This is a genomic window from Pontibacter pamirensis, from assembly GCF_010015475.1.
In the GTDB taxonomy this organism is placed as follows: Bacteria; Bacteroidota; Bacteroidia; order Cytophagales; family Hymenobacteraceae; genus Pontibacter; species Pontibacter pamirensis.
The window spans coordinates 55,768-81,463 of the sequence record NZ_SSNI01000018.1 but is presented as its reverse complement, the minus strand read 5'-3'; the positions used below and the strand labels follow the sequence as shown (position 1 = coordinate 81,463).

The window sequence follows — 25,696 nt, the reverse complement described above, 5'->3', positions numbered from 1 at the left end:
AGATTAGTGTGTCTGATGGCTTAATGCGCCCGCAGCGACTGAACAGGGTCATTGAGTGCCGCTTTCATAGCCTGCAGGCTCACGGTAAGCAAAGCAATAAGCATGGCTACGGCACCAGAGAGAGCAAATATCCACCAGTGCAGCTCCATACGGTAGGCAAAGTCCTGCAGCCAGGTGTGCATGCCGTACCAGGCAAGCGGACTTGCCAGCACAATGGCTATAAGCACCAGTAGGGCAAAGTCTTTTGATAGTAGCAGCACGATACCGCCGGTGGAGGAGCCGAGCACTTTGCGAATGCCGATTTCCTTTGTGCGCTGCTCTGCTGTGAAAGAGGCCAGGCCAAACAGGCCCAGGCAGGCAATCAGGATAGTGAGGCCAGCGAAGTAGCCGAACACCGTCAACATCTTTTCCTCGGCGCGGTATTGCGCGTCGAAATGCTCATCCATAAAAAAATACTGCATCGGGTACCTAGAGTCATAATTTCGCCATGTGCTCTCCACAAAGCCGATGGTAGCCACCACGTCCTGTGCCTTGATGCGGGCCAGCAGGTACCCCGGTGATTCAGGCCGGAGCGCCAGTATCAGCGGCTCTACGTTGGTGTGCAGCGACTTTACGTGGAAGTCTTTTACCACGCCAATTATTTTAGCATCCCAATCTATCATCTGCATGCGCTTTCCAACCGGGTCGGACCAGCCCAGCCATTTTGCTGCCGCCTCGTTGATGATGAGTCCCCCTTTCAGGTCCGTTTTCATGTCACGGCTGTAGTTGCGGCCTTCTTTCAGCTGGATACCGAGCACATCCATAAACTCGTAATCCACGAACATCACATTCAGTGTTCGCTCCACCATTTTACCGTCTACTTCAGACAGCGTCATCAGCTTCGACATTGTTTCTGCCGGTATATCGTTGGAGTTGGAAACCATTTCCACGTTCGGGTTGCGCAGCAGTTGCTGCTTTAGTGTTGGCAGGCGCTGCACCAGGGTAGAGTCGCCGTTCGGGATATCGATAACCATTACCTGGTCTTTGATAAAGCCCAGGTCCCGGCTGCGCAAAAAGTGCATCTGCGTAAACACCACAATGGTGCCGATAATCAGGATAAGCGAAATCGTGAATTGTGTCACCACCAGTACCTTTCTAAGCGAGGCGCTGCTTCCTCCCGGCACTTTGTCTGATTTCAGAACATCCACAGGCTTAAAATTGGAGAGGAAGAAGGCCGGGTAGCTGCCTGCCACCACGCCCACAAATAGAACAATAGCCAGTACCATCAGCAAAAACTCCCACTGGAAAATGAAGTTAGAGGAAAAGCTTTTATCTGTGAGATCGTTGAATAGCGGGATGAGCATCTGGACGATGCCTAGTGCCAAGATTACCGCAATCAAAGTCATCAGCACCGACTCGCCTATAAACTGGCTGATGATCTGGCTGCGGTAAGCTCCCACCACTTTGCGTAAACCAACTTCTTTGGCGCGCTTGGAGGAGCGGGCGGTGGCCAGGTTCATATAGTTGATGCAGGCAATCAGCAGAATAAAAATAGCTACTGCCGCAAAGATGTACACGTATGAAATGTTACCGGCAGGTGAAATGTCGGCTCCGAATTCAGTGTCAAAATGAATTGTCTTAAGCGGCTGCAGCACAAACCTTAGGCTGGCGTTCAACTCGTTTTCCTTTATCCAGGGAACGATGGTGTTCACTGCAAAGGCATCCAGCTTTTCCTGGAAGGCAGGTATCTGATCTTCGTTTTGCAGGAGGACGTAGGTATAGCGGTTCATGTTAAACCACTGGTTTGCGGTGATTGCCTCTTCGTTAGCAATAGTGCTTCGGGATAAGAAGGCGTTGGCTACTATGTGGGAGTGCTTCCGGTCGCGGAAAACACCTGTTACTTTGTAAGAGTTTCTGCTGAACTTCAGCAGTTCACCCACGGCACTTTCGGCATCTCCAAAATATTTTTCGGCCATGCCTTCACTTATCACAATGGTCTTTGGCTCATCAAGGGCTGTATTTGGGTCACCGGCAATAAGGTTGTAGTCAAGCACCTCGAACAAAGTACTGTCAGTAAAAAACATGTCGTCTTCATTGAAGCTTTTGTCTTTGTACCATACCGTTTGGTTGCTGGTAGGCAGAAGTTGTATCACTTGCTCCACCTCCGGGAAATCCTGGCGAAGGGCTTGGTATATAGGCGGGGGCGTAAGTGCGAACTTATTTGGCTCCTGGCTGTCAAATTTTATCTCGCCGGCCAGCCGCACGATACGGTCTGCCTTTGAGAAGTGGCTTTCGTAACTCAACTCATCCTGCACATACAGAAAAATCAGCACACAGGAGGCTACCCCAATAGCCAGACCAGCAATGTTGATGGTGGAGTAGACCTTATTGCGGAAAAGGTTACGGAAGGCTATTTTAAAATAGTTACTGAACATAGTTTTACCTGTTTATCTTAGGGCAGAATCAGACGCGATACCATTTTCTCTAACATAGGAATACATGCTACCTTATAGGCTTTTACTCTGTTCTAAGTGACTTTACAGGGTCTGATGTGGCTGCCCTGATAGCCTGGTAGCTGATGGTAGCCATGGCGATAATAAAAGCCACTGTAGCAGCCAGTATAAAAATGTCAGTGCTGATGTCAATGCGATATGCAAAGTCATTAAGCCACTGATGCATGGCATACCAGGCAATGGGCCAAGCAAGCAGGTTGGCTATCAGTACCAGTTTCATAAAGTCTTTGGAGATAAGGGCAACGATGCTGGCAACCGGGGCGCCGAACACCTTCCGAATACCAATTTCTTTCTTGCGTTGCACTGTGGTGTATGAGGCAAGCCCAAATAAGCCAAGGCACGCTATCAGAATGGCGATACAGGAGAAGATGCTGAAAATCTGCGCTTTCTTTTGCTCCGCTTCATACGTCCTCTTATACAGCTGGTCCATAAATTCATACTCGAACGGATAGGTGGGCAGGAATTTGTTCCACGTATCCTCTATATGCGCCAGCGCCTGCTGTGTATCCCCGCTAATCTTAATAGAGATGTTCTGGTACCTGCCCCATCCTGTGATCATAAATACCATCGGCGAAATCTCTTTATGCAGCGACTCAAAGTTGATGTCTTTTACCACGCCCACAATACGCCCATTATTACCGCCATAGGTAAAGGCTTGGTCAATGGCCTGCTGTGGATCTTGCCAGCCTATCATGCGAACGGCTGCCTCGTTGAGAATGTAAGCTGCTGTGTCATCGCTTTTGAACTCGCGGCTGAAATTCCTGCCTGCCACCATCTTCATGTCATATACATCTAGCAGATCATGATCAACCGTGACAAATTTGATGGTAGCAGCGGTTGGTGCCAGGCTGTCTCCTTTGGCGACCTGCGCACCCGCAGAATTAAGAAGCTGCTCCGTCGGAATTAGCTGAGATCTGCCTACTCCCTCTATCGCAGAAGACTTAGTCAACTCAGCTTTAAAAGCGTCTATTTGCGGGGTGAGTGTTGTAAACTCCGGCAGAATCACTATCCGTTCTTTATCAAAGCCCAGATCTTTGTTCTGGATGTACATCAGCTGCTGAAAGATGATACCAGTGGCAATGATGAGAATAATAGATATAGAGAACTGCACAATCACTAGTGACTTACGAAGCAGCGGGTTCTTGGAAGAACTGCTTAACGTGCCTTTCAATACGGTGGCGGCCTGGAAATGAGATAAGTATAAAGCAGGGTATAAACCAGCCAGAACACCCACTAACACAGGCAATAAAAATAGGAGTAGCAGTAGCCATTGGTCTGTAAACAGATTAGAATCAATTTCTTTACCGGTAAAGTTGTTCAGCCAAGGAAGGCAAATCTCAACTATTCCTAAAGAAAGGATGGTGGCAATGGTCACCAGCAGTATTGATTCCAGCAAGAACTGGAAAACCAGGTTATGCCTTGCTGCGCCGATCACCTTACGCACGCCTACTTCTTTTGCGCGGCTTGTAGAGCGGGCGGTGCTTAAGTTGATATAGTTGATACAGGCAACAAGGAGAATGAAGATGGCGACGATTGAAAGTATGGTGATGCTGTCTATGTCACTGTTCGCTTCCAGTTCTGAGTCCAGGTTGGAGCGCAGGTGAATGTCTGTAAGCTTCTGCAGGTATAGGTTGGTGTAATCGCTCGGCTTCTCTCCGTCGGCGTCGTCTGTGCCTGCCAGATGCCTGTCCAGGAAAGCAGGCAGCTGGGCCTGTACCTTTTTGGCTTCCTCCTCTGATGGCATCAGCAAGTAAGTAGGGAAGGAGTTGTTGCCCCACTCTGTTTTTAGTTGTTCGGCACCATAAACAGAAGAGTCATTCAGGGTAATAAAAGAACCCAGAAATTCAGGGTGAAAGTGAGAGTTGGTAGGGAAAGACTCGTAAACACCCTCCACCCGCAAACTGGAGTTTTCCCCAAAATGCAGCACCTTGCCTATCGGATCTTCACCGGGGAAGTATTTTTCAGCTGTTTTTTCACTTAGTAGTAAGGTAAACGGTTCGCTCAGCGCCTTCTCCGGATTTCCCCTCACCAGGTTAATGTCGAAAATATCAAGTACTCCAGGCTCCGCAAAGAACATGTCATCTTCCCGGAAGGTCTTCTGGGCTTCTTTGTCTTCCAGCATAACACCGAAAGTCACCATTCTTGCCACGGCTTCTATCTGGGGGAAATCCTGCTCTAGGAGAGGTCCAACGGGAGGTGCCACACGGGCCAGGTGCAAGCTTACAGAACCATCATTAGATAAGAAGTCCCGGGTAACCCTGTACACACGGTCGGCCTTGGAATGGTAACGGTCGTAGCTGAGTTCATCTTTTACAAACAGAAATATCAGAACGCAAGCGGCTATACCTATTGCCAGACCACCGATGTTTATGGCAGCGTATACTTTGTTCCGGGCAATGTTTCGAAACGCTATTTTAAAGTAGTTGTGCAGCATCTGAATCTATTTAAGCTTCTAGAATGGTTCTATAGTATTTAATTCAAGGGCCGGTATGCACCTCGTCCCGTTAACATACTAGCTAACATTATTGAAGGCAATAGCAAAATCAATGAATAATTCAGCTTATGCCGCAGGTATAGGGAAGCATGAAATTTTGATTTCAATCTCGCCATACTACCATTTGAACAGGGCTACATGGAAGCAGAAACCAGGTGGCGTTTCAGTATAATAGCACTTTACCGGGAGCTGCAGGAGTATCAGAGAAACAGAAGCCCTGCTGAAGCTATTTAGAAGAGGCAGGCGCGGAATATCCGCGCCGTCTCATTTGAAACAAACAATTTATCTAACAAACAGCTTTTCTTCTTTAAGCAGCACCTAAAGCAGCTCTGCCGCGTGGCGCTTCACGTTCAGGTTTTCGGTTACTATCTGGCCATCGAACAGGTTCACGATGCGGTGAGCGTACTCCGCGTCAGAAGGGGAGTGCGTTACCATTACTACCGTCGTGCCTGCCTCGTTTAACTCAGAAAGCAGTGCCATCACCTCGCGGCCATGCACCGAGTCGAGGTTACCGGTCGGCTCATCCGCCAGTATCAGGCTTGGATTAGATACCGTAGCGCGGGCAATAGCCACACGCTGCTGCTGACCACCAGACAACTGCTGCGGGAAATGGTTGCGGCGGTGGGCAATACCCATGCGCTCCATGGCAGCCTGCACACGTTTGTTTGTCTCGTCTTTCGACACACCCAGGTAAGCGAGTGGCAGTCCGATGTTTTCAGACACAGTCAGTTCGTCAATCAGGTTAAAGCTCTGGAACACAAAGCCAAGATTCTCTTTGCGTAGCTTGGCGCGCTGGCGCTCCGTAGCGTTGCTGATTTCCTGACCCAGGAAGGTAAATGTGCCGGAAGATGGGCTGTCAAGCATACCCAGGATGTTGAGCAGCGTAGACTTACCGCAACCAGAAGGCCCCATGATAGCCACAAACTCGCCCTTTGCAATTTTCAAATCAACACCTGCGAGGGCAGTGGTCTCCACTGTGTCCGTCACGTATTTTTTCTGCAGGTTTTTTGTTTCGATAATCAAATCTTCCTTGTTCATATTTCGATGTCTTAGATTGAGGTTTTCTTTTCTTTATAGTTTTATTTTGTACTAGTGGCAGTGTTTATTATTTAAGCTCTAATCTGTCAATTTCGCCGTAGCTGTCGTAGGAGGAGAGCACTACTTTGTCGCCTGGTTGCAGTCCGTCCAACACTTCGTAGTGGTTCGGGTTCTGCCGGCCTAACTTGATGTTGCGCTTCGTAGCATAGTCTCCTGACTCGTCTACCACAAAAATCCAGTTGCCGCCTGTGCTCTGGTAGAAGCCGCCACGTGGCACCAGTACGGCACTGCCGCCATCGTTCAGGTTAAGCTTCATTTGCAGGGTCTGGCCGCGGCGGATACCTTCCGGTGCGTTGCTCGTAAACTGCATGTCTACTTTAAAGGTGTTGTTCTGCACATCCGGGAACACCTTGGCTACTTCTACTTGGTGTGTTTTTCCGTTAAAGTCGAAGGTGCCGGTGAGGCCATCGTATACCCGCGATATGTAATGCTGGTCGATGTTAGCTGATACTTTATAACCGCTCATGTTATCTATCTGGCCTATGTTCTCGCCTGCACCCTTCGATTCTCCTACCTCTGCCTTAAGCGTGGAAAGCTGGCCAGTGATAGGGGCAACTACATATAAGTTGTTCAGGGTTTTGCGGGCCATGTCAATGTTGGCGCTCATGCGGGAGATGGAGAGGTCCAACTGGCGCAGGCGGTCATCCATCAGTTTGGCGTCCTGTTTTACGGAGCGCTCGGCCAGGGTTTTGCGTTTGTTCAGGTAGTTGTATTCATCCTGCGATGCCTGAAATTCCTCCTGTGGAATAACTTTTTCCTCTATCAGCATCTTGTTGCGCTCATACTTGCGTTGCGCCAGTGCCAGGCTGTAGTCAATTTCCGCCAGGTCGTTTTCTTTGCGGATCAGGTCCTGCTTCATGGTAATCTCCGAATTCTGGCGCTCGTTCATCAGGTCATACAACTGCGACTCGCGGGTCATGAAGTCAATCTGCAGCGTCGTGTTTGAAAGCTTCAGAATGGTATCACCTTCCTGCACCGTCTGTCCGTCTTCCACATACACCTGCTCTACACGTCCACCTTCTGCTATATCGAGGTAAAAAGTTTTAAGAGGCTCCACAGAACCATCAATCGCAATGAATTCCTGGAACACACCGTTCTGCACGCTGCCCAGAGTCACACGTTCGCTGTCTACATTCAGTTTAGAAGTGTGTTCTGCGAAGAGCAGATTATAAATCAGAAGCACAAGCAGTACTACAGCACCTGCTGCGATTGCTATCCTTTTTGGCGTGTTCGTTTTCTTTTCAATTACGCGGTCCATTTCGAGGCTATATATTAGATCTTGTGTTCTTATCGTCCAGTCTGTTTTGCATTTGCCAATAAATGTGCCATAAAACATAATGCTCTGATTTTTAGTATTTTAAACTTGTGTATAGCCTTTGTGCTATGATTAGAGTGTCCGGTTCCGAACACCCGGGTGTCTGCATCCGAACAGCTGTTGCAAGTCAGGTCATTTTTTGATGAGTAGAATTGCGACAAGCCTTGTATACTTAGCGGCTGACTTGGCATATTGCATGAAATAAACGTAATTTACATACTTGTATCCTGCAAACCCACACCTGAACCATGAGTAAAATCGCCTGCAACATACTGATAGTTGATGACGAAGATGATATCCTAATGGCAGGCAGACTGCTTTTAAAGCAGCATTTTACATCCGTACAAACTACCTCGGATCCTTATAAAATCCCTTCTATGCTGCAGGAGCAGCCTGTAGATGTCGTGTTGCTGGATATGAATTACAGTACCGGGGCCACCTCCAGCAAAGAAGGCTTGTATTGGCTGAAGCAGATCCGCCAGATGTCCCCGAACACTTCTGTGATTCTGATGACCGCTTATGGCGACATTGAGCTGGCAGTGCGTGCCTTAAAAGAGGGAGCGGCAGACTTTGTGCTGAAGCCCTGGCAGAACGAGAAGCTGGTAGCTATTCTGAAATCTGCCTCCCAGAAGAACAGCAGCAAGGAAAACCGTACGGCAGAGGCTGCGGAGCAAAATAACACGGTATATCACTACGGTGAGTTTATCGGGGTGTCGCCTGCTATGCAGCGGGTGTACCAGACAATAGACAAAGTAGCAGGCACAGATGCCAATGTGCTGATACTGGGCGAAAATGGTACAGGTAAAGAAGTAGCCGCCCGGGCGCTGCACCGCAAATCCAAGCGGGCAAACAAGGCTTTTGAAAAAGTTGATTTAGGCGCCGTGAGCACCACACTTTTTGAGAGCGAGCTTTTTGGGCACGCCAAAGGTTCTTTTACAGATGCCAAAGAAGACCGCGCCGGCCGTTTTGAGGCAGCCACCGATGGAACGCTTTTCCTGGATGAAATAGGCAATCTGTCGCTGGCACTGCAGGCCAAACTGCTGACGGTGCTTCAAAGCCACCAAGTCATCCGGCTGGGTACTAACAAGCCCCGGCCCATCAATATCAGGTTGATTTGCGCTACTAACATGCCACTTTACGAGATGGTGCGGGAAGGCAGCTTTCGGCAGGATTTACTGTACCGCATCAATACCGTAGAAATACACCTGCCCCCGCTTCGGGAGCGCCGCGAAGACATTAAACTGCTGGCGGAGCATTTCCTGAGAATATACAGCCAGAAATACGAGCGCCCCAACCTGCGCATGAACCAGAACACCTTGCGCCGCCTGAACGAGTACCACTGGCCCGGCAACATACGCGAACTGGACCATGCCATGGAGCGCGCTGTTATACTCTGCGACGGAGACGAGCTGCAGGCCGACGACTTTTACTTTGCCCCTGGCGCGGCTGCCCGGGAGCAGCGGCAGATGGTAGAAAGCCTGGCCGACAACGACTATACGCTGGATACACTGGAGAAAATGATGGTGCAGAAGGCGCTGGTAAAACACTCAGGCAACATAACGCATGCGGCAAAAGAACTGGGCATTACCCGCACCGCCCTCTACCGAAGAATAGAGAAGCATGGTCTTTAACGGCTTTAAGGCAAAGCTGCTGTTCCGGTTATTGCTCTTAGTGGCAATTATCGTGGTGACCGTCTTTGTCCTCTACCGCACGGATTGGTACATGACGGCTTTCTGCCTTTTTCTGCTGGTGCTGTTCCAACTCTATGACATGCTTTACTTTGTAGAGCGCACCAATCGCGACATTAGCAGCTTTTTAGAGGCAATAAAACACTCTGATTTTACACAACGTTTTGCCGCAGAGGGCGCTAATTCTTCTTTTCGTGACCTCTACAGTAGCTTTAATGAGATTTCGGAATCCTTTCAGCGGGTGAAAACGGAGAAGCAAGCCCATTACCACTACCTGCAAACCATTATTGATCAGGTGGGTACTGGTATACTTACGTTTAATGAAAAAGGAGAGGTGCAGCTGGTAAACCATGTGGTAAAAGAACTGCTGCGCGTGCCGCACCTGCGAAACATCCATGCCCTCGAGCGGCTAAGTCCGGAGCTGGTACATGCGCTGTGGCACACAAAGCATAATGAGAAATCATTGGTAACAGTAACGCAGGAACAGGACCAACTGCTGCTCAATGTGCACGCAACTGAGCTCTACTCCCAGGGGCAGCTGCTCAGAATTGTAACTTTACAGAACATTCAATCAGAACTGGAGGAACAGGAACTGCAGACATGGCAGAAAGTAATCCGGGTGCTGACGCACGAAATCATGAACTCCGTGACGCCCATTATTTCGCTCACTTCTACTGTCGCTGGTTTGCTGGAAAGCGAGGTCATCGCAAAGCAGGCTGCAGGCGAGGCCATTGAGGAGGAAGTGCTGGAAGATATGCAGGCTGGGCTACAGACAATAGAGCGCCGCAGTGCCGGCATGCTGCACTTTGTAAAGGATTACCGCCGCCTGATGCGCCTGCCCACCTCAGAACTTCGCCCGGTTAAGGTGAGGGAACTGCTACAGAATGTGCGTCGGCTGCTTCAGCCTACCATGCAGACTCAGCATATCAGCCTGAGGTTGTTCCTGCCCGATGAGAACATGACGGTACAGGCAGATGCAGAGCAGTTGGAGCAGGTGCTGATTAACCTTATTAAAAATGGAATGGAGGCCTGTGAGGCAGTAGAAAAACCCTGCGTGGAAGTGCTGGCTTATATTCCGGAACAGGAAAAGAACAGGGTCCGGATTAATGTAACAGATAATGGCGCTGGCATACCGGAGGATGTGCGGGATAAAATCTTTATTCCATTTTATACAACCAAAAAGCAGGGTTCCGGCATCGGGCTAAGTTTATCAAAGCAAATTATCCGGCAGCACGGCGGCAGCATCCGTGTGAATTCTCAACCCGGTGGCCCTACAGTTTTCAGTCTGCAGTTTAAAGCAATGGTTGAATGAGCATATTTTCAAAATAGTAAACGCTGTTACACGGATCTCATTATATTCAGTTTTAAGTCCCAGCGGGACGACCTGTTAATAGAAAAAGAGTCTTATTGTTCTTTAGCTCCAGCGGAGCGGCCTGTTAACCTGTCCTAAACAGGCCGCTCCGCTGGAGCTAAATCGCTTTTAAAAATTAGACTATCAACAGATCGTCCAGCCGGGACTGTAGCGGAGCATCCGGCAGTTGCTTGATTTTGCTGTTCAAAAGCCACATCAAAGGCGTGTTGCCTGGTTTCCAGTTTAACATTAAGATATCGCCTGCTGCACTGCCTGCGACAGCACATGGGCTGGCATGGCACCAGACTGCCGCCATACCTGCTGGCCTTTATTGAAGAGAATAAACGTAGGCACGCCCTGCACCCGGTATTGTGCCGCCGTAGCCTGGTTTTTGTCTATGTCCACTTTAATTACTTTCAGCTTTCCTTCAAACTGGCTAGCTACCTGCTTCACAACCGGCGACATGGTTTTGCACGGGCCGCACCACTCGGCATGAAAATCGACCAGCACCGGTGTGTCCGGGCTGTTAATCAATTCCTGAAATGATTTTTTAGCCATGGCTTTAGCAGTTAGATATAACCAGAATACGGCTACTGCAGGTGTGTAGTTTTGATCATTCCAGCAAGTATACAGTGGTTTAAATGCAGAGAGTTGCTTACTGTAATCTAAAATTTACTACTATGGCTTGGTTGCTTTAATGGAGTAAAGCAAGGGAATCTTGTTTTCCAGGTGCCGGATGCGCCAGTAGCCGTCTTCGCCCTGCACCATATGCCGGAAGATATTGTAAGGCGAATACGGGAATTCGTGCAGGAATTCAAGGCGGAGCCCTTTGGTAGTGAGGGATGAGATGACCTCACCTAATCCATGGTTCCAGCCATACTCTTTGAGCCTTTCATGGTTGCTGCCGTCGGTGTAGCTTTGTTCTGTTTCTGTAACTATGGGTTCGAATGTGTTGTGGTACGGGTATACAATCTGCTGGAAATCATCATCGAACATCCACGCCACCGGATGAAACTCCACCATGTAAAATATACCGCCCGGCTTCAGGAAATGATGTATGGTTTCGGCCCACTTCTCAAGGTCCGGTAACCAGCCAATGGTGCCGTAGGAGGTAAATACCACATCAAACTGCCCCTGCAGGTTTTCCTTCAGGTCATATACATTAGACTGCACAAAGGTGACATCCAGCCCCAGTTGCTGGTTTAACCTGCTGGCCTCCTCAATAGAAGCATCAGAAAGGTCGATACCGGTCGCTTTAGCGCCCAGCCTCGCCCACGACAGCGTGTCCTGCCCAAAGTGACACTGCAGGTGCAGCAGCGATTTGCCGCTTACGTCGCCGAGTTCATCCAACTCGATTTTGTTTAGCGATGTCCTGCCTTCTAAAAAAGCCGGCACGTTGTAAAAGTCTGACTGCCGGTGCAGCGGGGTTCGTTTGTTCCAAAGCTGGCGGTTGCTTTCGAAGTAGTTCTCGTAGTTGTCCATTGATTCTTATGGGAAAAATCTAATATATAACTATTGGCAAGTAGGATGGACCTGATGGCAAAGCTGTCAAGTGGGTAATAGCTGTCGCCTGAACAGTAAATTATGGAAAATTAATAACTTCAGTAGCAGTAGTGCCTCACTTTTTCGAGAGAAAGAGAAAACGCGCACAAATTACCGCAGCAGGAGCAATTGACAGCATCAAACCTCACGCAGCTAAGCTAATGGTATAAGCTTCGACTACCATACAACGAATTTGGGGATGCAGGAAGTCATTATTGGCATTTGCCGCACAGCAAAATTTGCGTATCTTCCTTCATTGGTAGAAAATGCATACATTATATACGACTAGGTAAACTTTTGAGAAAAGTTAAGGTATAAGCTAAAACATAAAGTTTTTATAATATTACCCGTTTTATCTTCGGAATTCTACTTGCGTAACATAGTTACATATGTGCTAAAATTCATTTGCCTGCTTCTGCTTACGGCAGTAGCCGGGGAAGCCTATGCGCAGCAGCAATACCAGACACAGCCACAGCAGCCAGTATTGCAGGACTCCTTAAAGCAGGACACAACAGGCCTGCCACTCACTTCAGAACAGCTTCATCAATACGAGCAGAACATCCGGAGCTCTGCTGATCTTGAAATTGATGGGCTTATAGTAGACAATACCATCACAAAAGCAGGGCGTGATTTTTATGAGGTGTTTCAAAGGCAGTGGGAGGCTCCTCCTATGGCCCGGAACTTCACCATTGAGATAGAAGAGTTGCCAGCCCGTGGGAATATAACGGTTGTTTCCTTGTCTGTGAATGAGGATAGACTATTTGAACAACCCCTGCAACCCCGCTACGACATTATAGAAGAGGTGGCAACGTACATGGTGGGAGTCGTTTATGAGTACCTGGTAAAAGACCAGCTGAACAAGCAACTGGAAGCAGAGGGTAAAAAGGAACGCGAGGTATTTTAGTACAGATTTTAGCAGCGATACAACCATCACAATTAAAAAACCCTATGAAAAAACTGTTTTACCCATTATTCTTACTTTGTTTGTTAGCAGCAAGTAACCTGCATGCGCAGGACCTGATATATCAGCCTAAAAATCCTGCATTCGGAGGAGAAACGTTTAATTATCAGTGGCTGCAAAGTTCAGCACAGGCACAGGACAAGACAACAGACCCGAATGCCCAGGTAAATAGTTTGCTGAACAGGAGCCCACTAGATGATTTTGAGCAAAACCTGAACAGACAAATTCTAAACCAACTATCCAGGCAACTGGTCGCCTCACAGTTTGGAGAAGATGGACTAGAACCAGGCAGTTATACAGTAGGTAGTTATGAGATTGATGTTACAGAAGGAGGCAGTGGCGTCAACATCGTTATTGTTGACATTGGTACAGGAGACAGGACGACAGTTACTATACCTTATTTCTGATAGGTTGTAATTAAATTTGCCTGTGCCAGCCTTTGCTTTCGAACTGCTCCTTGCCACACCTTTACGCCCTTATGCCTACGTCCCCCTTTCTTATGCTGCTTAATATGTTTCGGCGCGTACGCGCCCTTACCGTACTGTTGCTACTGTTCTATTTACCTGCCTGCGCGCCTTATTTCAATCAGCCATTTCAGACTTCAAGAGCTATGCTAGGGGTTCCGGCCCCTGAAAGCGGGGATATGGTGAACTTGCCGCCTCCAGAGCAAAAAGTGGTGGCAGCAGTTTACAAGTTCAGAGACCAGACCGGGCAGTACAAGCCATCTGTTACCGGTGCCAACTGGTCTACGGCTGTTACGCAGGGGGCTACCACTATTTTGATAAACGCACTGGAAGAGTCTGGCTGGTTCATCCCGATTGAGCGGGAGAACCTGGGTAACCTGCTAAACGAGCGCAAGATTATCCGTTCTACCCGTGCCGAAGCGGAAGCAATTACAGGCAAGAAACAACCTGCTCTACCCGGCCTTCTCTTTGCCGGGGTTATATTGGAAGGCGGTATTATCTCTTATGACGCCAACGTCGTAACCGGTGGTGCCGGGCTTCGCTATTTTGGGGCAGGAGGATCAGGGCAGTACCGAGAAGACAAGGTCACCATTTATTTAAGGGCCGTATCATCGAGTACAGGTGAAATCCTGAAGACCGTCTACACTTCAAAAACCATCCTTTCACAATCTGTTGATTTTGGCCTTTTCCGGTATGTTACCTTTAAGCGTCTCTTAGAGGCTGAAACCGGTTTCACTTACAATGAACCGACCGAGATAGCTGTAAAAGAAGCGATAAACAAAGCCGTTCAAAGTTTAATTGTTGAAGGTATTCAGGCTGGATACTGGGATCTGGAAAACCCTGCTGCCATGGAATCGGCTATCATCCGGGATTATATTCAGGAAAAAGAGGATATACAGCATTCTGACATTCAGGGGCAACTGCAGGAGGAGAGGCGGGGACTCATAGGGGCAAGTATTGCTGGCGGAGGTATGCTCTATCGCGGCGACTACTCAAACCCGGTGGTGAGACCGATGGGGGAACTAGGCTTAAAAATCAGTACCAGAAACAACCTGGGGATTGACCTGAAGTTTGGTAGAGGAGGATTGGCAACACGTGAAGTATTTGACCTTCCGGTGAATTATGCTGAACTGAACCTGAACTACAATTTCTTTCCCAAACTCAAACATACTCCTTATCTGCAGGTAGGAGGAGGAGCTTTGACAACGGACGATATTTTTACTGATTTTGGGGCAGAGGGCCTTAATCCTTACATAAAAGCGGGAGTAGGTTATGAATACTTCTTAACCAATCGCATCGGCCTAGATATAAACGCCTCCAGTTCTTACCTGCTGAACGACACCTTCGACGCTGTGGAGCAAGGTAGGTTTAATGACTACTTCTGGACCGCGAAAGCAGGAATCAACTTTTACTTTGGCTTGTACAGGTGATAAGCAGCAGGTACAGATTTGTTCCTTTGAAAGTGCTGTATCATCTTGTTTATCAGAATTATATATAGTAGCTTATAGTGATTGAAGCGATAGCTTTGTAGATGAACCATATAAGTTATTACCTTTTAGCACTACGTGCGGATCTGGCGCTTCATGCCATGTTCTGAAGGTTGTTAGCGGTAGTAACCCAGTAAATTTCTATCAATTTTTTCCATGAAAGTGTACATATACTTAAAAAAATCTGCCCTTAAGTTCATTCTCTTTTTACTGCTCCTAACAGGAATTGTGGCGTGTAACGAAGACACCATAGAGCCAAATGGACAAGGATCCATCAGAGGTGTAGTTATCGACGCTGAAACGAATCGTCCGGTTGAGGCAGTGAGCATCACAACGAATCCTGCCACTTCAGCCGTTATCACAGATGCAGAAGGCGTTTTCTCTATCACGAATATTGCAAGAGGGAATTACACCATCTCAGCCCAGAAGCTTGGCTATAAAACCAAGACGGCAACCATTGCTGTAAGAAACGCAGAACAGAGTGATGTAACGCTGGTGCTGGAGGAGACCCAGGCTGGCGGTTCTGTTCCGGCGCTGCCGGGTAATCCTGATCCTGAGGCAAATGCAACCGGGCAGCCAATAGACATTACGCTTAGTTGGCAGGCACCGGACACTGTTAACAGCGATTCGTTGACCTATGATGTGTTCCTGTATGAGTCCGGTAGCACAGATAAGAGAAAAATTGCAGAAGCAGTTTCAGACACAAGTGTGGCGGTGCGCGACCTGATGTATAACACAACTTATTTTTGGCAGGTGGTTGTGAAAGACAATAACGGCAGGCTGACCAATGGAGAAGTTTGGAGCTTTACGACTGTTGCGTTACCAGAAGCCCGGTATCTTTTTGCCCGTGCAACGGACGGTGACTATAATGTTTACAGCTCAGACGGGACAGAGGCAAATACCTTTCGCCTGACCTCTGAATTTAGCCGTGAGTGGTGGCCAGTTTTAAATCCGCAGCGCGATGTAATTGCCTACTCTTCCAATATTGGTATAGAGCCACAGATTTTCTCGATGAACAGGGATGGATCCAACAAACGGCAAATCACCAGTGTGCCCGTTGCTGGATACCATAACCAAGGCATTGGCTTTGTCTGGTCGCCAGACGGGGGGCAACTGCTCTACCCCAACTACAATAACCTCTACCGCATAGAGCGTGATGGCTCTGGCCTCACATTGATAGCCACCGCGCCTGCCAACCGGCATTTCCGGATGATGGACTGGACAGGAAGCGGAGATAAAATAGCAGCACAAACAATAGGCGCTAACATCAACGACTCTGAAATATACATCATGAACGCCGATGGATCCGGTATGGAATTGCTGGTGGGCAACCTCCCCGGCCGGGTAGAAAGCCCTGCTTTTTCTATTGATGGCAACAACATTTTATATACGCACGATGCTTCCGGTTTTGAAAACCTGGAAGGGCGACAGCTGAATGCACACATCTACCGCATTAATACAGATGGCTCGGGTTTAATTGATCTTTCACGATTCAAGCCCGAAGGAACAAACGACCTTTACCCGAGATATTCTCCAGACGGCTCAAAAATTATTTTCGTGAACACACCGAATGATAACCTCGGTCCGCACGACATCTACATAATGGATGCCTCTGATGGCAGAAACAGAGTAAAACTCTTCTCCAACGCCACCATGCCTGACTGGGAATAGGTGAATAGATGGACACAACACTTGTAGCGGCGAAAGGGGGACATCGTTTTCGGTACTGATTTAAATTCCTGCTTTACAGTTTGCGCGAGAACAAAATCAGAAAGTTTTTAAAAACTGACTATAAAAGAAAAGCGGCTGCCATAAGAGGCAGCCGCTTTTCTTTTATAGATAATTTGTGATTACTGATTTACGATGATAGAATTGAAATTACCTACCTGGGTAACAACGGCATTTCTGTTGTTGCCGTTCTGAATGATTGCTGCAACGTTGCCGGTACCCCACTGGCCAATATAACCTAAATTACCTGAGCCTGCCTGATATATAGCGCCTATGTTCAAGCTACCATACTGTTCCATTTCAGCATAGTTATCTGCGCCATACTGCACGATGGCAGATGCGTTCAAGCTACCTTCTTGGTATGAAACAGCGTACATTCTGTCACCCATCTGATATGCCACAGCAGCGTTCAAGTCGCCATACTGGCCTTGCCAGGCAACATTGTTCCTGCCGGATACCTGATCGACTCTGGCCACGTTAAAATCACCCCATTGAAACTGTTCAAGAGAACCAGCCCTTGTATCTCCAAGTTGATAAGCTTCTGCAGTGTTGGAAGTTCCGAATTGCTCGGTATAAACGTAACCATCTCTTCCTACCTGCTCTATAGATGCGGTGTTGGACTCACCACCTTGAAACTGCATGGAGTAGTTGCCGGAACCGGCCTGTTCTAAATTAATTACATTCGCAGCACCTTCCTGGTCCAGATAGTTTCCGTTGTCACGGCCCGATTGCATCACCTGCACCATTTGTGTGGTACCTCGCTGTGAAATTTCAGTCAGGTTACGATTGCCAACCTGATTAACTTCTGCCTCGAGTTGAGTTCCGACCTGTTCAATCGTTAGCTCGTTCTGGGCCATACAAAGTGTTGGCGTGACTAAAGCTGCTGCTAAAATGAGTTTAAGTTTTCTCATAACTGTTAATATTTAGGTGAAAAAATTTAGGTGAAAAAAATATGATATTAAAAATGGAATAATCGGATGCTCCAATACAGGCATAATATATATATTCCTTTCCGTTTATACCATAAGAGGTATAGGAATGTTATAAGTTTTAAGAAAATTATTATTAAATTTTATAATAGTGCTTTTATACGGCCTTTGTGGCAGCGTTAAAAAGGATATTTCCGTCATGGTCTATACATAAGAAAGCCGGAAAAATCACCAAAGATAAGCTGAAGATACATGAGGAAGGGCTGATAACACCAGATGATGCAATCTATGAAAGATGGGTTAACTGGTGCGATAACAACTCGCAGCTAGCTATATGTTAAAATACTTATTTCATTTTTTTTCTCCTGAAATAAAGAAATTGAACTCTCTATGAGTAAGTCTTACAGCTTATCTGGCAGAAGAATTATATATTCCGGTTTTGATACAAAAAGGCATAGGTCTGTGCATTTTGTTCACAGATATCAAAATGAACGCCACCAAAAGTGGAATACTTAAAGACACACTTCCTTTTATGACACAATTTAAGGCTGTATACAGCAGGGTATCATTCTTTAAGAGATTGGCTTCAGGTGCCGCACTATCCAAACGGACACCAGCGTAATAGCACAGGCTATAAAACCAACCCAGGAATAGTGGAGCAAAGTACCTGTAGCAGATTCTTTTACGATATAGCCAGCTGCAAACGAACCCAAACCGGCGCTTAGCTGCTGCACAGAGGAATTGATGCTCATAAAGCTTCCTCTCAGCTTCGGCTCTACAGTGGAAGTAATTAGGGCCATGGCAGGCACAAAGCGGGCGCCAAAGAAGACAAAGAAAAACGTTGTGATGATCAGGGCGATATAGTGTGGCACTGGTGGCAGATTCGTAATCACCAGGATAGGCAGGATGGAAAGTAGCGCAGAAATAGCGAAAACACGCTTCTTGCCGTGTTTGTCAGCCAGGCGGCCGGCCCATTGCGAGGTGAAAACGGTTGCCAGGCCACCAAATAAATAGATATAGCTCAGCTCAGCCTCTTCAAATCCAACATTAGCCACCATATACGGACTAATGAAGGGCACTACAAAAAAGCCAGCCATTGTAAGCGCTACCGTCAAGGCCATAGACCACTGCAAGTTTCGCTTGCCCAGAATGTTCCGGATTACCAGGAAGGGGCTTTCTTTAATGGCATTTGTCAGGTGGCCCCGCATAGTTGGCAGAAAGAAAAAACCTACCAGAAGAATCACTAAGCTTAGAGCCGCCACGAGGTAAAAAGGGGCGTGCCAGCTTGTCTGGCTTGCCAGGTACAGACCTATCGGAATACCGGCAATAGAGGCTACCGAAAAGGCAGCCATGACCTTACCCGTGGCAGCACCACGTCGCTGCTCCGGTATAGCATCCCCGATGATGGCTAACAACACAGCACCCAGCACACCGCCAAAAGCCCCGGATAGTATTCTCGCCGCCAGCAGCAGCCCATAGGTCGGCGCCATGGCACAGGCCAGTGTACCTAATGTAAAGCCTAGGTACAAACCAAGCAGCGCATGCTTCCTATCAAAGCGATCAATGATAAGAGCGCTAATAAACCCAGCCACTGCCGCACTAAAGGTATAGGATGATACCAGCAGGCCAAATTCCTGAGGTGAGATACCAAACACGCGCATCAACTGCGGGCCCAGCGGCATCATGATCACGAAGTCGATCATGTGCGTGAACTGGATGGCAGCCAGTAAAAAGATTAACAGCCCCTCCCGGATGACCTTCTTCGGAACAACGGCATCGGATTCGGCAATATCTGTACCTGCAGGCTCTTGTGGAGAGGCTTTCATATTTCTGACAGTCAATAGAAGAGCGTAAAAGTAAGCATAAACCTGCTCTTTTAGGAAGAACCTCTTTAAACTATCATCGTGGCTTGATTGTTTTCTGAAAGAGAAACATCTGGTACACGTAATCAAAACTATGGCGAAGAAGCAGGATGAGACGGTTTGTGAACTTTGTGAGAGAGAGGTGCAAAACCTGTCTCGGCACCACCTCGTTCCGCGGGAAGAGGGAGGCCGTTATGGTGCCACCGCTGAGCTTTGCCAGCCCTGCCACAGCACCATTCACCTTACCTTCACCAACCGCGACTTAGCAACTGCATACAATAGTATACCTGCCCTGCAAAAGGCGGAGCCGCTGCAGAAATACCTGAAGTGGGTGCGGGGAAAACGCATCCAGCGCATCTCTAACAGGAGAGGCAAGAAGCGGCGGTGAGTTAGCTTCTCAGCTTTAAAATGAGATCTGTTTTGTATTGGTGCAGGCTTTCCTCTAAACCAGCCGGGTAGTTGTGCGGGTTCAGGTAACGGCGTATACTTTCGTGCAGCCTGTCCAGTTGTGCTTTTGTCCGGGCTTTGATGGTGGCCAGGTCTGGCAGCGTATAAATCAGTTGCCCTTCTTTAAATACGGGTATTAGCAATACTTCAGAAGCTGTTCCCGGTGAAATGGTTTTGCGGCGGGTGCTGTCCAGCGGGTCCACAATCTGGAGTTGCTCCGGCAGCGGCTGCAGTTCGTTGTAAATCATATCTGCCATATTGCCGCTTTTATCATAAAACCGGCGCACCTGCAGTATACCCGGGTTTGACGTTTTCGCCCGCTGCTCCGACAGCTTCACTTTATATTCCCAGTTGCCGTCCGGTTGCTTTAGGGCTGCCAGTTTGTACACACCACCAAGGGCAGGCTGGTCGTAAGCGGTTACCATTTTGGTGCCTATGCCCCATACATTCACTTTGGAGCCCTCGTGCTTCAGGCTCGTGATGATGTGCTCATCCAGGTCGTTGCTGGCCACAATGTTGGTGTCTGTGAAGCCAGCTCTGTCCAGCAGTTTACGGGCTTCTATACTCAGGTAAGTCAGGTCGCCGGAGTCAAGGCGGATGCCGCCAAACTTGAAGCCTTTCGGCTGAAGCTTCCTGGCTGTTTCAATGGCATTCTTTACACCTTGCAGGGTATTGTAAGTATCCACCAGGAAAACAGAATCCTGCGGAAACGCTTCTCCGTAAGCGGCAAAAGCCTCCTCCTCCGAGTCGAAAGCCTGCACCCAGCTGTGGGCATGTGTACCCCTTACGGGTATACCGTATAGCTGGCCCGCCAGCAAGTTAGAGGTGGCGCTGGTGCCGCCTATATAAGCTGCTCTTGAGGCGGATAGGGAGCCGTCGATGCCCTGCGCGCGGCGCATGCCGAACTCAATGACTGCGTCTCCTTTGGCGGCATCGGCAATGCGGGCAGCCTTGGTCGCTATCAGGGTTTCGAAGTTGATGAGGGTGAGCAGCGGTGTTTCGATGAGCTGCGCCTGCAGCAACGGCCCTCTTACCCGCACCAGGGGCTCATTCGGAAACACGGCAGTGCCTTCCGGAATGGCATCTACACTACAGGTGAACTTGAGATCCTGCAGGTACTGTATAAAATCCTGCTCAAAAAGCGGCTGCCCCTGGTTTCCCTTCAGGCCGGATAAATACTTCAAATCCTCCTCCCGAAACTGTAGCTCCTGTAAATACTGCACCGCATGCTCTAAACCAGCGGCAATGGTATATCCTCCTTTGAACGGGTTCTTCCGGAAGTATAAATGGAAAACTGCTTCCTGCTCTGCCATACCTTTTTTCCAGTAGCCGTACGCCATGGTAAGCTGGTAAAAGTCAGTGAGCAGGGTGAGGGAGGTTGCGTAAATATCTTTTAAAGACATGTCGGGGAATTAGTGATGAAGAAGCAGTTGCTGCCATTACTTTAGCAGCTTGAATTAGTTTAGTGCTTATTTCTGTTCTACAGACCGGCAATTTAGTGATTCAGCAATTAAACAAATCAACAATTTGCGTCTGAATGCTGACGGATGCAATTTTAGGTCATGCAGAAAAAACAATTCATTCCTTTTTCAAAGGTTAAAAATAAAAAAGCCATCGTGGTAGACAGCACCCATGCCAACGGCGTGATGCTGTCGCACTGGAAGGGTGCGCCAACACCTGCTGCTGTACAGGACGATACCAGCGCTGCCATTGTTTTGCATGCCCTGCGGCAGAACATGCCCGCATTGGATTTGCCCTTTGTGTCAGCGAATCATTTCGATATAGATGGTTTTGTGGGGGTGTGGGCGCTGCTTAACCCGGAGCAAGCATTGGAGCACGAGGAACTGCTGCGGCAAATGGCTGTAATCGGGGATTTTAGGGAATTTGACTTGAACCACCCACTGGCAGGAGAGGCCCTGAAACTGGTGTGCTGGATCAATGCCAAAGAGCGGGAGCTGTTTTACAAACCTTTTGCCGCCGACGAAGCAGAAGAAAAGGAAGCGGCACAGTGTGTGCAAAAGTTCACGTACTTTCTACGGGAATTCGGCAGCGTGCTGCAGGACCCGGACTGGGAGAGAGGCGCCTGGGAAGATGAAGTGGGAAGTGTATTGCTGGGTTACCGCGACATGTATAAACCAGACACCAAAATAACGCGCCATCCTGAGATTGGTCTGATCATCATCCAAACGCCGCACCCCGTGCATTACTACGCCCTCTTCAGCCGCACACAGGGCTTTGACATGGTTTTGGCTTGCTACGATCAGAATAAATATGAACTGGAGTACAAATATACCACCTGGGTTGACATCACCTCCCGGCCTACGCTGCCCCGCCTGAACATGGCGCTACTGGCAGAGCGCCTGAACCAATTGGAAACTTCCGGCCGTCGCTGGACCCACGACGCCATCACAGAAACCGGCCCCTTGTTGCGCCTGGGTAGCGATAAGCTAACCCGTGCGGAATCCTACGATAATCCGACAGAACGTGAAATCTATACTTCATCCATACCTGTAGCGCAGCTAAAGAACGAAGTTGTAAGCTACTATCAGGAAAACTACAAAAGTATCCAGCCCCGGTATAACTGGACCTGGAAAGAAGTAAAGGACCTGAACAAGCAGGCATAGTCTGTAGCTGCCCCATCTCAAGCACCTATTCATTTTAGATACATGGTTGCCATAGTTCCTGCTCCCATGCCTTTTAACCGGAAGCCAGAATGCTTCCGGTTAAAAGGCATTTTTACATCAGGTAAGCCCTGCTAAGTGCATGGACTCAGCTAAAAATGTGGGTTTAAAGGCAGTACATAAAGGATTGATTTTAAAACTGCTATCTCTTGTAGTTCTTTTCGTATACATCGTAAAATAGTGATATATTCACAAGCTAAACCTAACAACACAACGTACAATATGGAAAGAATTCTATGCCCCGTTGACTTCTCGGAAACCTCAGGGAGGGCAATTGAATATGCTGTTTACATAGCGCAGCATGCGGGGGCGCACTTGTCGCTGCTACACGTGCTGCACCTGCCAATTGTGGATACATCTGAAACAGCTTTGGTAGCGAGCGAACTGCTGGGGGAGCAGAAGCGCGATGCTGCTGTAAAGTTGGACGCCTTGGTTCTTGAAGTGGAAAATAAATATGGCGCAAACCGTGATGGGGGGTTCACGTGCGACTATATTCTTAAAGAGGCGCTGCTAACAGACATAGCAAACGAACTAACAGCCTCCGGGGGCTATGAACTGATTGTGATGGGCACAACCGGTTTAGACAATACGATGGAGGAGTTGTTGATTGGAAGTAACACCGAAGCGGTGATTGAGGAAGTGAAAAGCCCGGTGCTCTCTATACCTGCCACGGCGCCGACACCCAGCTTCGAGAAAATAGTATATGCCTCTGACTATAGCGAAGAAGACAGAAACGCCTTAAAGCAGGTTGTGAATCTTGGCAGCTTTTTCGGATCTCAGATAGATGTGGTGCACGTAGTGAAGTCGCAGGAGGCGACCCATAGCGAAGAGGCGGAGCATTTTTGGGCTGAGCTTCAGAAACTGTTTCCGAATGTGCCGCTTAATTTTCAGGAAATCACGAACAAGCACCGCGATGAGGGGCTGAAGGCCTACTTCAAAAAAGCAGGCGGTGAAGTACTGGCTATTGTAAGACGAAAAAAGGGGTTTCTGCGGGAGCTGTTCACGCAGAGTCTGGCGGAGCGGCTCACATACCAGGCAGAAGTGCCCCTGTTAGTGCTGCATGGCCAGAAAACAAAGTAAGCATAACATCTTGTTCATAACGGCAAAGGCCCCGCTTTTACAGCGAAGCCTTTGCCGTTAGAATTAGTATTGTTAAACTTTGAATAGAAGTATATGCATGCTGTTCCTGGAGCAGAACAGCATTAACGTACAGCCTCTCCGTGGTTGAAAGCGGACTGCAGTTTGGCTAATAAACTCTTGTACTGCAGCACGTCCTCACCTTCACACCAATCTTTTTGTAACTTATATATCATCACATTTACCGTCTCCTCAAGCCGAGACAGTTCCTGGTCTGTTATTTCTAGCTGTATTTTCTTTTCCATGACTAAACTGATTAATACCTGCCACATTAAGTTTCAGGGCTACAAATTAAAATTAAAGCTTCCGTATAAGCAATAAAATGTACGAACATTGAAGTGTTCAGTGTCTAACACCTTGATTCACAAGGAAGTTCAATGCCCGCTTATTCGGGCAAAGGAAATATGATGTACGGGAAATTGATTGTGTTGTTCATAAGTGCCTGATTTCTTGCAGGTGAAAGGTTGATATTTCCCTCCATCATACATGCTGTGGTATAGCAATGGCTGCGACCGGAAATAGAAGAGAAAAGGTACCTTCCACTCCTGTTCTACAACAGTGCAGCCTGCCGATTCAACAGATAAAAGGGCAATGCCGGTTGCTAAAGACAATTTATGCGAAAGCCCCTGCCTAGCTTGTCATCAAACTGGGCAGGGGCTTCGAAGTTTCTATTAGCTTATGCTATCTTACCATATCTTCATCGAAGATATGATCTAAATCTTCGCTACATACCTGGCAATTGTAGCGGCCGTATGTTTCAATGGCACGGGGAATTATCACATTTCGGAAATTGCCTTTGCACTCCACCAGCAGCGGACAATCGTGCTGCACATGGAATATATCTGACGATGCGTTTTCACAGATCCAGACACGCTTTTCTGCCAAATCCGGCGGAATAATAAAAAAATCAGGAGCTGGTCTGGTCTCTGTGGTATCTGCCCCAGCAACGGAAGTTGCAGCTTCTGATTGAGGGGTGTCATCAGTCTCAACTGTTTCCTGGCATGCAAAAAAAATACACGTTACTGCCAGCAGGAGTGCATTTCTACAAGCGCTGGCTACTTTGGTTGGTAGGGTGAAGTTCATTGTACTTGATGGCGGTTTACCAAAGGTAAATATTTTTATAGTTTGCTGCAGGCCTTGTCGGCTCTACGGTCATACTCCCTGATAGCGGCGGCCTCCGTTACAGCTAGTATATCCTGCTTGCAACGCTTCAGCACGTGGCAGGTTTCGGTGAGGTGGTATACGGCGGAACCGCTGCTGTTACAGAGGTATACGGTGCGTTTGGTGGCACCTGCCGGTATAGGTGCTGTGCTGGCAGAAGCTTCGGAGGTGTTGTTGTTCCCGCTACGCTTCTCTTTCCGGAAATCCCAGGGAGCTACCGGGTTTGGGTCCTGCCACAGGCCGCGCTTAAACCGCCTGGCATCAACCTCAGCATTTGCCAGGTTCATGTCCTTTGAGTAAGCTGCATAGTGCCAGGCATAGCCGCTTTTTACCAGTTCCTCGTTTAGATTGCGCCCATCGGGTAGCATAATAGTCCCGACGGTGCGGCCATACCTGTCCTTGTTATGCACTATCAGGCGGACTGTTTTGCCAAACGCCAGGTCTGAGGTGAATTGCCTTGCTCTTTCTCCATAGGCCTGCTTTTTCTCCGGTGTGTCCACGCCATATAGCCGCACAGTTTCCGACTGACCATTGCGCAGCAGCTCGATTGTGTCACCGTCTTTTATACCAATCACTTTATCTCCGGCAGTTGTGGAGGGTCTGTCAGGCGCTGTATCGGCTGTCTCCTCAGTTGTAGTAGTTTCTTCCGCAGTAGTTTCGGCAGGTAAAGAATCAGGCAGATTTTCGTTGCGCTCCAGTATCGCCTGTTGCCGCTGCCTGAACTGCTCCTGGGCCTCGTCCCGGCTGCTCTGCCTGCAGGAGATGGTTGCACAGAGCGCAAGAATAAGCAGGAAGTGAAAATGTTTTCTCATGCGTATGTATGGGCTTATACAAAAATACACATGTGCAACGGAGAAAA

The 25,696-nt window shown here is 48.2% G+C and carries 21 protein-coding genes; 9 read left to right on the top strand and 12 right to left on the bottom strand.

Annotated features, from left to right (window positions below; all coding sequences use genetic code 11):
• Window positions 1-20 precede the first annotated feature (20 nt).
• The 4 genes from E1919_RS15700 to E1919_RS15685 form a co-directional block, all read right to left on the bottom strand.
• Complete coding sequence (locus E1919_RS15700) at window positions 21-2,414, bottom strand: ABC transporter permease (protein ID WP_162054353.1); 2,394 nt, start codon at window positions 2,412-2,414, stop codon at window positions 21-23.
• A gap of 82 nt (window positions 2,415-2,496) precedes the next feature.
• A complete protein-coding gene (locus E1919_RS15695; RefSeq protein WP_162054352.1) occupies window positions 2,497-4,926 on the bottom strand; it encodes an ABC transporter permease in 2,430 nt (809 codons plus the stop codon).
• A gap of 378 nt (window positions 4,927-5,304) precedes the next feature.
• Entirely contained in the window at window positions 5,305-6,024 is a 720-nt protein-coding gene (locus tag E1919_RS15690; protein ID WP_162054351.1) for an ABC transporter ATP-binding protein, read from the bottom strand.
• A 67-nt stretch (window positions 6,025-6,091) separates the two neighbouring features.
• Window positions 6,092-7,342 (bottom strand): efflux RND transporter periplasmic adaptor subunit, encoded by a 1,251-nt coding sequence (locus E1919_RS15685; protein WP_162054350.1) that lies wholly within the window; start codon window positions 7,340-7,342, stop codon window positions 6,092-6,094.
• A gap of 305 nt (window positions 7,343-7,647) precedes the next feature.
• Between E1919_RS15685 and E1919_RS15680 the strand changes: the two genes are divergently transcribed.
• Both E1919_RS15680 and E1919_RS15675 read left to right on the top strand, forming a co-directional pair.
• The gene (locus E1919_RS15680; protein WP_162054349.1) at window positions 7,648-9,030 is read left to right on the top strand and encodes a sigma-54-dependent transcriptional regulator; all 1,383 of its coding nucleotides are present in this window, start codon (window positions 7,648-7,650) and stop codon (window positions 9,028-9,030) included.
• A complete protein-coding gene (locus E1919_RS15675) occupies window positions 9,020-10,399 on the top strand; it encodes a sensor histidine kinase (protein ID WP_162054348.1) in 1,380 nt (459 codons plus the stop codon). Before E1919_RS15680 ends, E1919_RS15675 begins: the two co-directional genes overlap by 11 nt.
• A gap of 288 nt (window positions 10,400-10,687) precedes the next feature.
• Here the strand turns inward: E1919_RS15675 and trxA are convergent, their stop codons facing one another.
• Window positions 10,688-10,996, bottom strand: a complete 309-nt coding sequence (gene trxA, locus E1919_RS15670) for a thioredoxin (protein WP_162054347.1) — start codon at window positions 10,994-10,996, stop codon at window positions 10,688-10,690.
• Between the two features lie 120 nt (window positions 10,997-11,116).
• Window positions 11,117-11,920 carry a class I SAM-dependent methyltransferase gene (locus E1919_RS15665; protein WP_162054346.1) on the bottom strand — a complete coding sequence of 268 codons (804 nt, stop codon included), beginning with the start codon at window positions 11,918-11,920 and terminating at the stop codon, window positions 11,117-11,119.
• Window positions 11,921-12,371: 451 nt separating this feature from the next.
• Between E1919_RS15665 and E1919_RS15660 the strand changes: the two genes are divergently transcribed.
• The 4 genes from E1919_RS15660 to E1919_RS15645 all read left to right on the top strand — a co-directional run bounded on the left by E1919_RS15660 (window position 12,372) and on the right by E1919_RS15645 (window position 16,563).
• Window positions 12,372-12,884 carry a CsgE family curli-type amyloid fiber assembly protein gene (locus tag E1919_RS15660; protein WP_162054345.1) on the top strand — a complete coding sequence of 171 codons (513 nt, stop codon included), beginning with the start codon at window positions 12,372-12,374 and terminating at the stop codon, window positions 12,882-12,884.
• Window positions 12,885-12,928: 44 nt separating this feature from the next.
• A complete protein-coding gene (locus tag E1919_RS15655; protein ID WP_162054344.1) occupies window positions 12,929-13,348 on the top strand; it encodes a curli production assembly/transport component CsgF in 420 nt (139 codons plus the stop codon).
• Window positions 13,349-13,551: 203 nt separating this feature from the next.
• Complete coding sequence (locus E1919_RS15650; RefSeq protein ID WP_237144466.1) at window positions 13,552-14,835, top strand: CsgG/HfaB family protein; 1,284 nt, start codon at window positions 13,552-13,554, stop codon at window positions 14,833-14,835.
• Window positions 14,836-15,048: 213 nt separating this feature from the next.
• On the top strand, window positions 15,049-16,563 hold the full coding sequence (locus tag E1919_RS15645; protein WP_162054342.1) for a carboxypeptidase-like regulatory domain-containing protein: 1,515 nt from the start codon (window positions 15,049-15,051) through the stop codon (window positions 16,561-16,563).
• Window positions 16,564-16,742: 179 nt separating this feature from the next.
• Here E1919_RS15645 and E1919_RS15640 read toward each other — a convergent pair whose 3' ends face one another.
• Both E1919_RS15640 and E1919_RS15635 read right to left on the bottom strand, forming a co-directional pair.
• Complete coding sequence (locus tag E1919_RS15640; RefSeq protein WP_162054341.1) at window positions 16,743-17,531, bottom strand: hypothetical protein; 789 nt, start codon at window positions 17,529-17,531, stop codon at window positions 16,743-16,745.
• A gap of 590 nt (window positions 17,532-18,121) precedes the next feature.
• Window positions 18,122-19,375: an MFS transporter gene (locus tag E1919_RS15635; RefSeq protein ID WP_162054340.1), complete on the bottom strand. Its 1,254-nt coding sequence runs from the start codon at window positions 19,373-19,375 to the stop codon at window positions 18,122-18,124.
• 130 nt (window positions 19,376-19,505) lie between these two features.
• Between E1919_RS15635 and E1919_RS15630 the strand changes: the two genes are divergently transcribed.
• A complete protein-coding gene (locus tag E1919_RS15630) occupies window positions 19,506-19,799 on the top strand; it encodes an HNH endonuclease (protein ID WP_162054339.1) in 294 nt (97 codons plus the stop codon).
• Between the two features lies 1 nt (window position 19,800).
• Here E1919_RS15630 and E1919_RS15625 read toward each other — a convergent pair whose 3' ends face one another.
• Window positions 19,801-21,261 carry a nicotinate phosphoribosyltransferase gene (locus E1919_RS15625; protein WP_162054338.1) on the bottom strand — a complete coding sequence of 487 codons (1,461 nt, stop codon included), beginning with the start codon at window positions 21,259-21,261 and terminating at the stop codon, window positions 19,801-19,803.
• Between the two features lie 159 nt (window positions 21,262-21,420).
• Between E1919_RS15625 and E1919_RS15620 the strand changes: the two genes are divergently transcribed.
• Window positions 21,421-22,482 carry a DUF6687 family protein gene (locus tag E1919_RS15620; RefSeq protein WP_162054337.1) on the top strand — a complete coding sequence of 354 codons (1,062 nt, stop codon included), beginning with the start codon at window positions 21,421-21,423 and terminating at the stop codon, window positions 22,480-22,482.
• A gap of 279 nt (window positions 22,483-22,761) precedes the next feature.
• Window positions 22,762-23,619, top strand: coding sequence for a universal stress protein (locus E1919_RS15615; protein WP_162054336.1), 858 nt, complete (start codon window positions 22,762-22,764; stop codon window positions 23,617-23,619).
• A gap of 122 nt (window positions 23,620-23,741) precedes the next feature.
• On the opposite strand, the gene E1919_RS15610 is transcribed toward E1919_RS15615, so the two are convergent.
• The 3 genes from E1919_RS15610 to E1919_RS15600 all read right to left on the bottom strand — a co-directional run bounded on the left by E1919_RS15610 (window position 23,742) and on the right by E1919_RS15600 (window position 25,649).
• Complete coding sequence (locus E1919_RS15610; RefSeq protein WP_162054335.1) at window positions 23,742-23,921, bottom strand: hypothetical protein; 180 nt, start codon at window positions 23,919-23,921, stop codon at window positions 23,742-23,744.
• A gap of 436 nt (window positions 23,922-24,357) precedes the next feature.
• Window positions 24,358-24,759, bottom strand: a complete 402-nt coding sequence (locus E1919_RS15605; RefSeq protein ID WP_162054334.1) for a hypothetical protein — start codon at window positions 24,757-24,759, stop codon at window positions 24,358-24,360.
• Between the two features lie 35 nt (window positions 24,760-24,794).
• Entirely contained in the window at window positions 24,795-25,649 is an 855-nt protein-coding gene (locus tag E1919_RS15600; protein WP_162054333.1) for a thermonuclease family protein, read from the bottom strand.
• Between the last annotated feature and the right edge of the window lie 47 nt (window positions 25,650-25,696).

Coding starts and splice junctions, on each gene's coding strand:
- E1919_RS15700 (WP_162054353.1), bottom strand. CDS start 2,414: ATGTTCAGTAACTATTTTAAAATAGCCTTCCGTAACCTTTTCCGCAAT.
- E1919_RS15695 (WP_162054352.1), bottom strand. CDS start 4,926: ATGCTGCACAACTACTTTAAAATAGCGTTTCGAAACATTGCCCGGAAC.
- E1919_RS15690 (WP_162054351.1), bottom strand. CDS start 6,024: ATGAACAAGGAAGATTTGATTATCGAAACAAAAAACCTGCAGAAAAAA.
- E1919_RS15685 (WP_162054350.1), bottom strand. CDS start 7,342: ATGGACCGCGTAATTGAAAAGAAAACGAACACGCCAAAAAGGATAGCA.
- E1919_RS15680 (WP_162054349.1), top strand. CDS start 7,648: ATGAGTAAAATCGCCTGCAACATACTGATAGTTGATGACGAAGATGAT.
- E1919_RS15675 (WP_162054348.1), top strand. CDS start 9,020: ATGGTCTTTAACGGCTTTAAGGCAAAGCTGCTGTTCCGGTTATTGCTC.
- trxA (WP_162054347.1), bottom strand. CDS start 10,996: ATGGCTAAAAAATCATTTCAGGAATTGATTAACAGCCCGGACACACCG.
- E1919_RS15665 (WP_162054346.1), bottom strand. CDS start 11,920: ATGGACAACTACGAGAACTACTTCGAAAGCAACCGCCAGCTTTGGAAC.
- E1919_RS15655 (WP_162054344.1), top strand. CDS start 12,929: ATGAAAAAACTGTTTTACCCATTATTCTTACTTTGTTTGTTAGCAGCA.
- E1919_RS15650 (WP_237144466.1), top strand. CDS start 13,552: ATGCTAGGGGTTCCGGCCCCTGAAAGCGGGGATATGGTGAACTTGCCG.
- E1919_RS15645 (WP_162054342.1), top strand. CDS start 15,049: ATGAAAGTGTACATATACTTAAAAAAATCTGCCCTTAAGTTCATTCTC.
- E1919_RS15640 (WP_162054341.1), bottom strand. CDS start 17,531: ATGAGAAAACTTAAACTCATTTTAGCAGCAGCTTTAGTCACGCCAACA.
- E1919_RS15635 (WP_162054340.1), bottom strand. CDS start 19,375: ATGAAAGCCTCTCCACAAGAGCCTGCAGGTACAGATATTGCCGAATCC.
- E1919_RS15630 (WP_162054339.1), top strand. CDS start 19,506: ATGGCGAAGAAGCAGGATGAGACGGTTTGTGAACTTTGTGAGAGAGAG.
- E1919_RS15625 (WP_162054338.1), bottom strand. CDS start 21,261: ATGTCTTTAAAAGATATTTACGCAACCTCCCTCACCCTGCTCACTGAC.
- E1919_RS15620 (WP_162054337.1), top strand. CDS start 21,421: ATGCAGAAAAAACAATTCATTCCTTTTTCAAAGGTTAAAAATAAAAAA.
- E1919_RS15615 (WP_162054336.1), top strand. CDS start 22,762: ATGGAAAGAATTCTATGCCCCGTTGACTTCTCGGAAACCTCAGGGAGG.
- E1919_RS15610 (WP_162054335.1), bottom strand. CDS start 23,921: ATGGAAAAGAAAATACAGCTAGAAATAACAGACCAGGAACTGTCTCGG.
- E1919_RS15605 (WP_162054334.1), bottom strand. CDS start 24,759: ATGAACTTCACCCTACCAACCAAAGTAGCCAGCGCTTGTAGAAATGCA.
- E1919_RS15600 (WP_162054333.1), bottom strand. CDS start 25,649: ATGAGAAAACATTTTCACTTCCTGCTTATTCTTGCGCTCTGTGCAACC.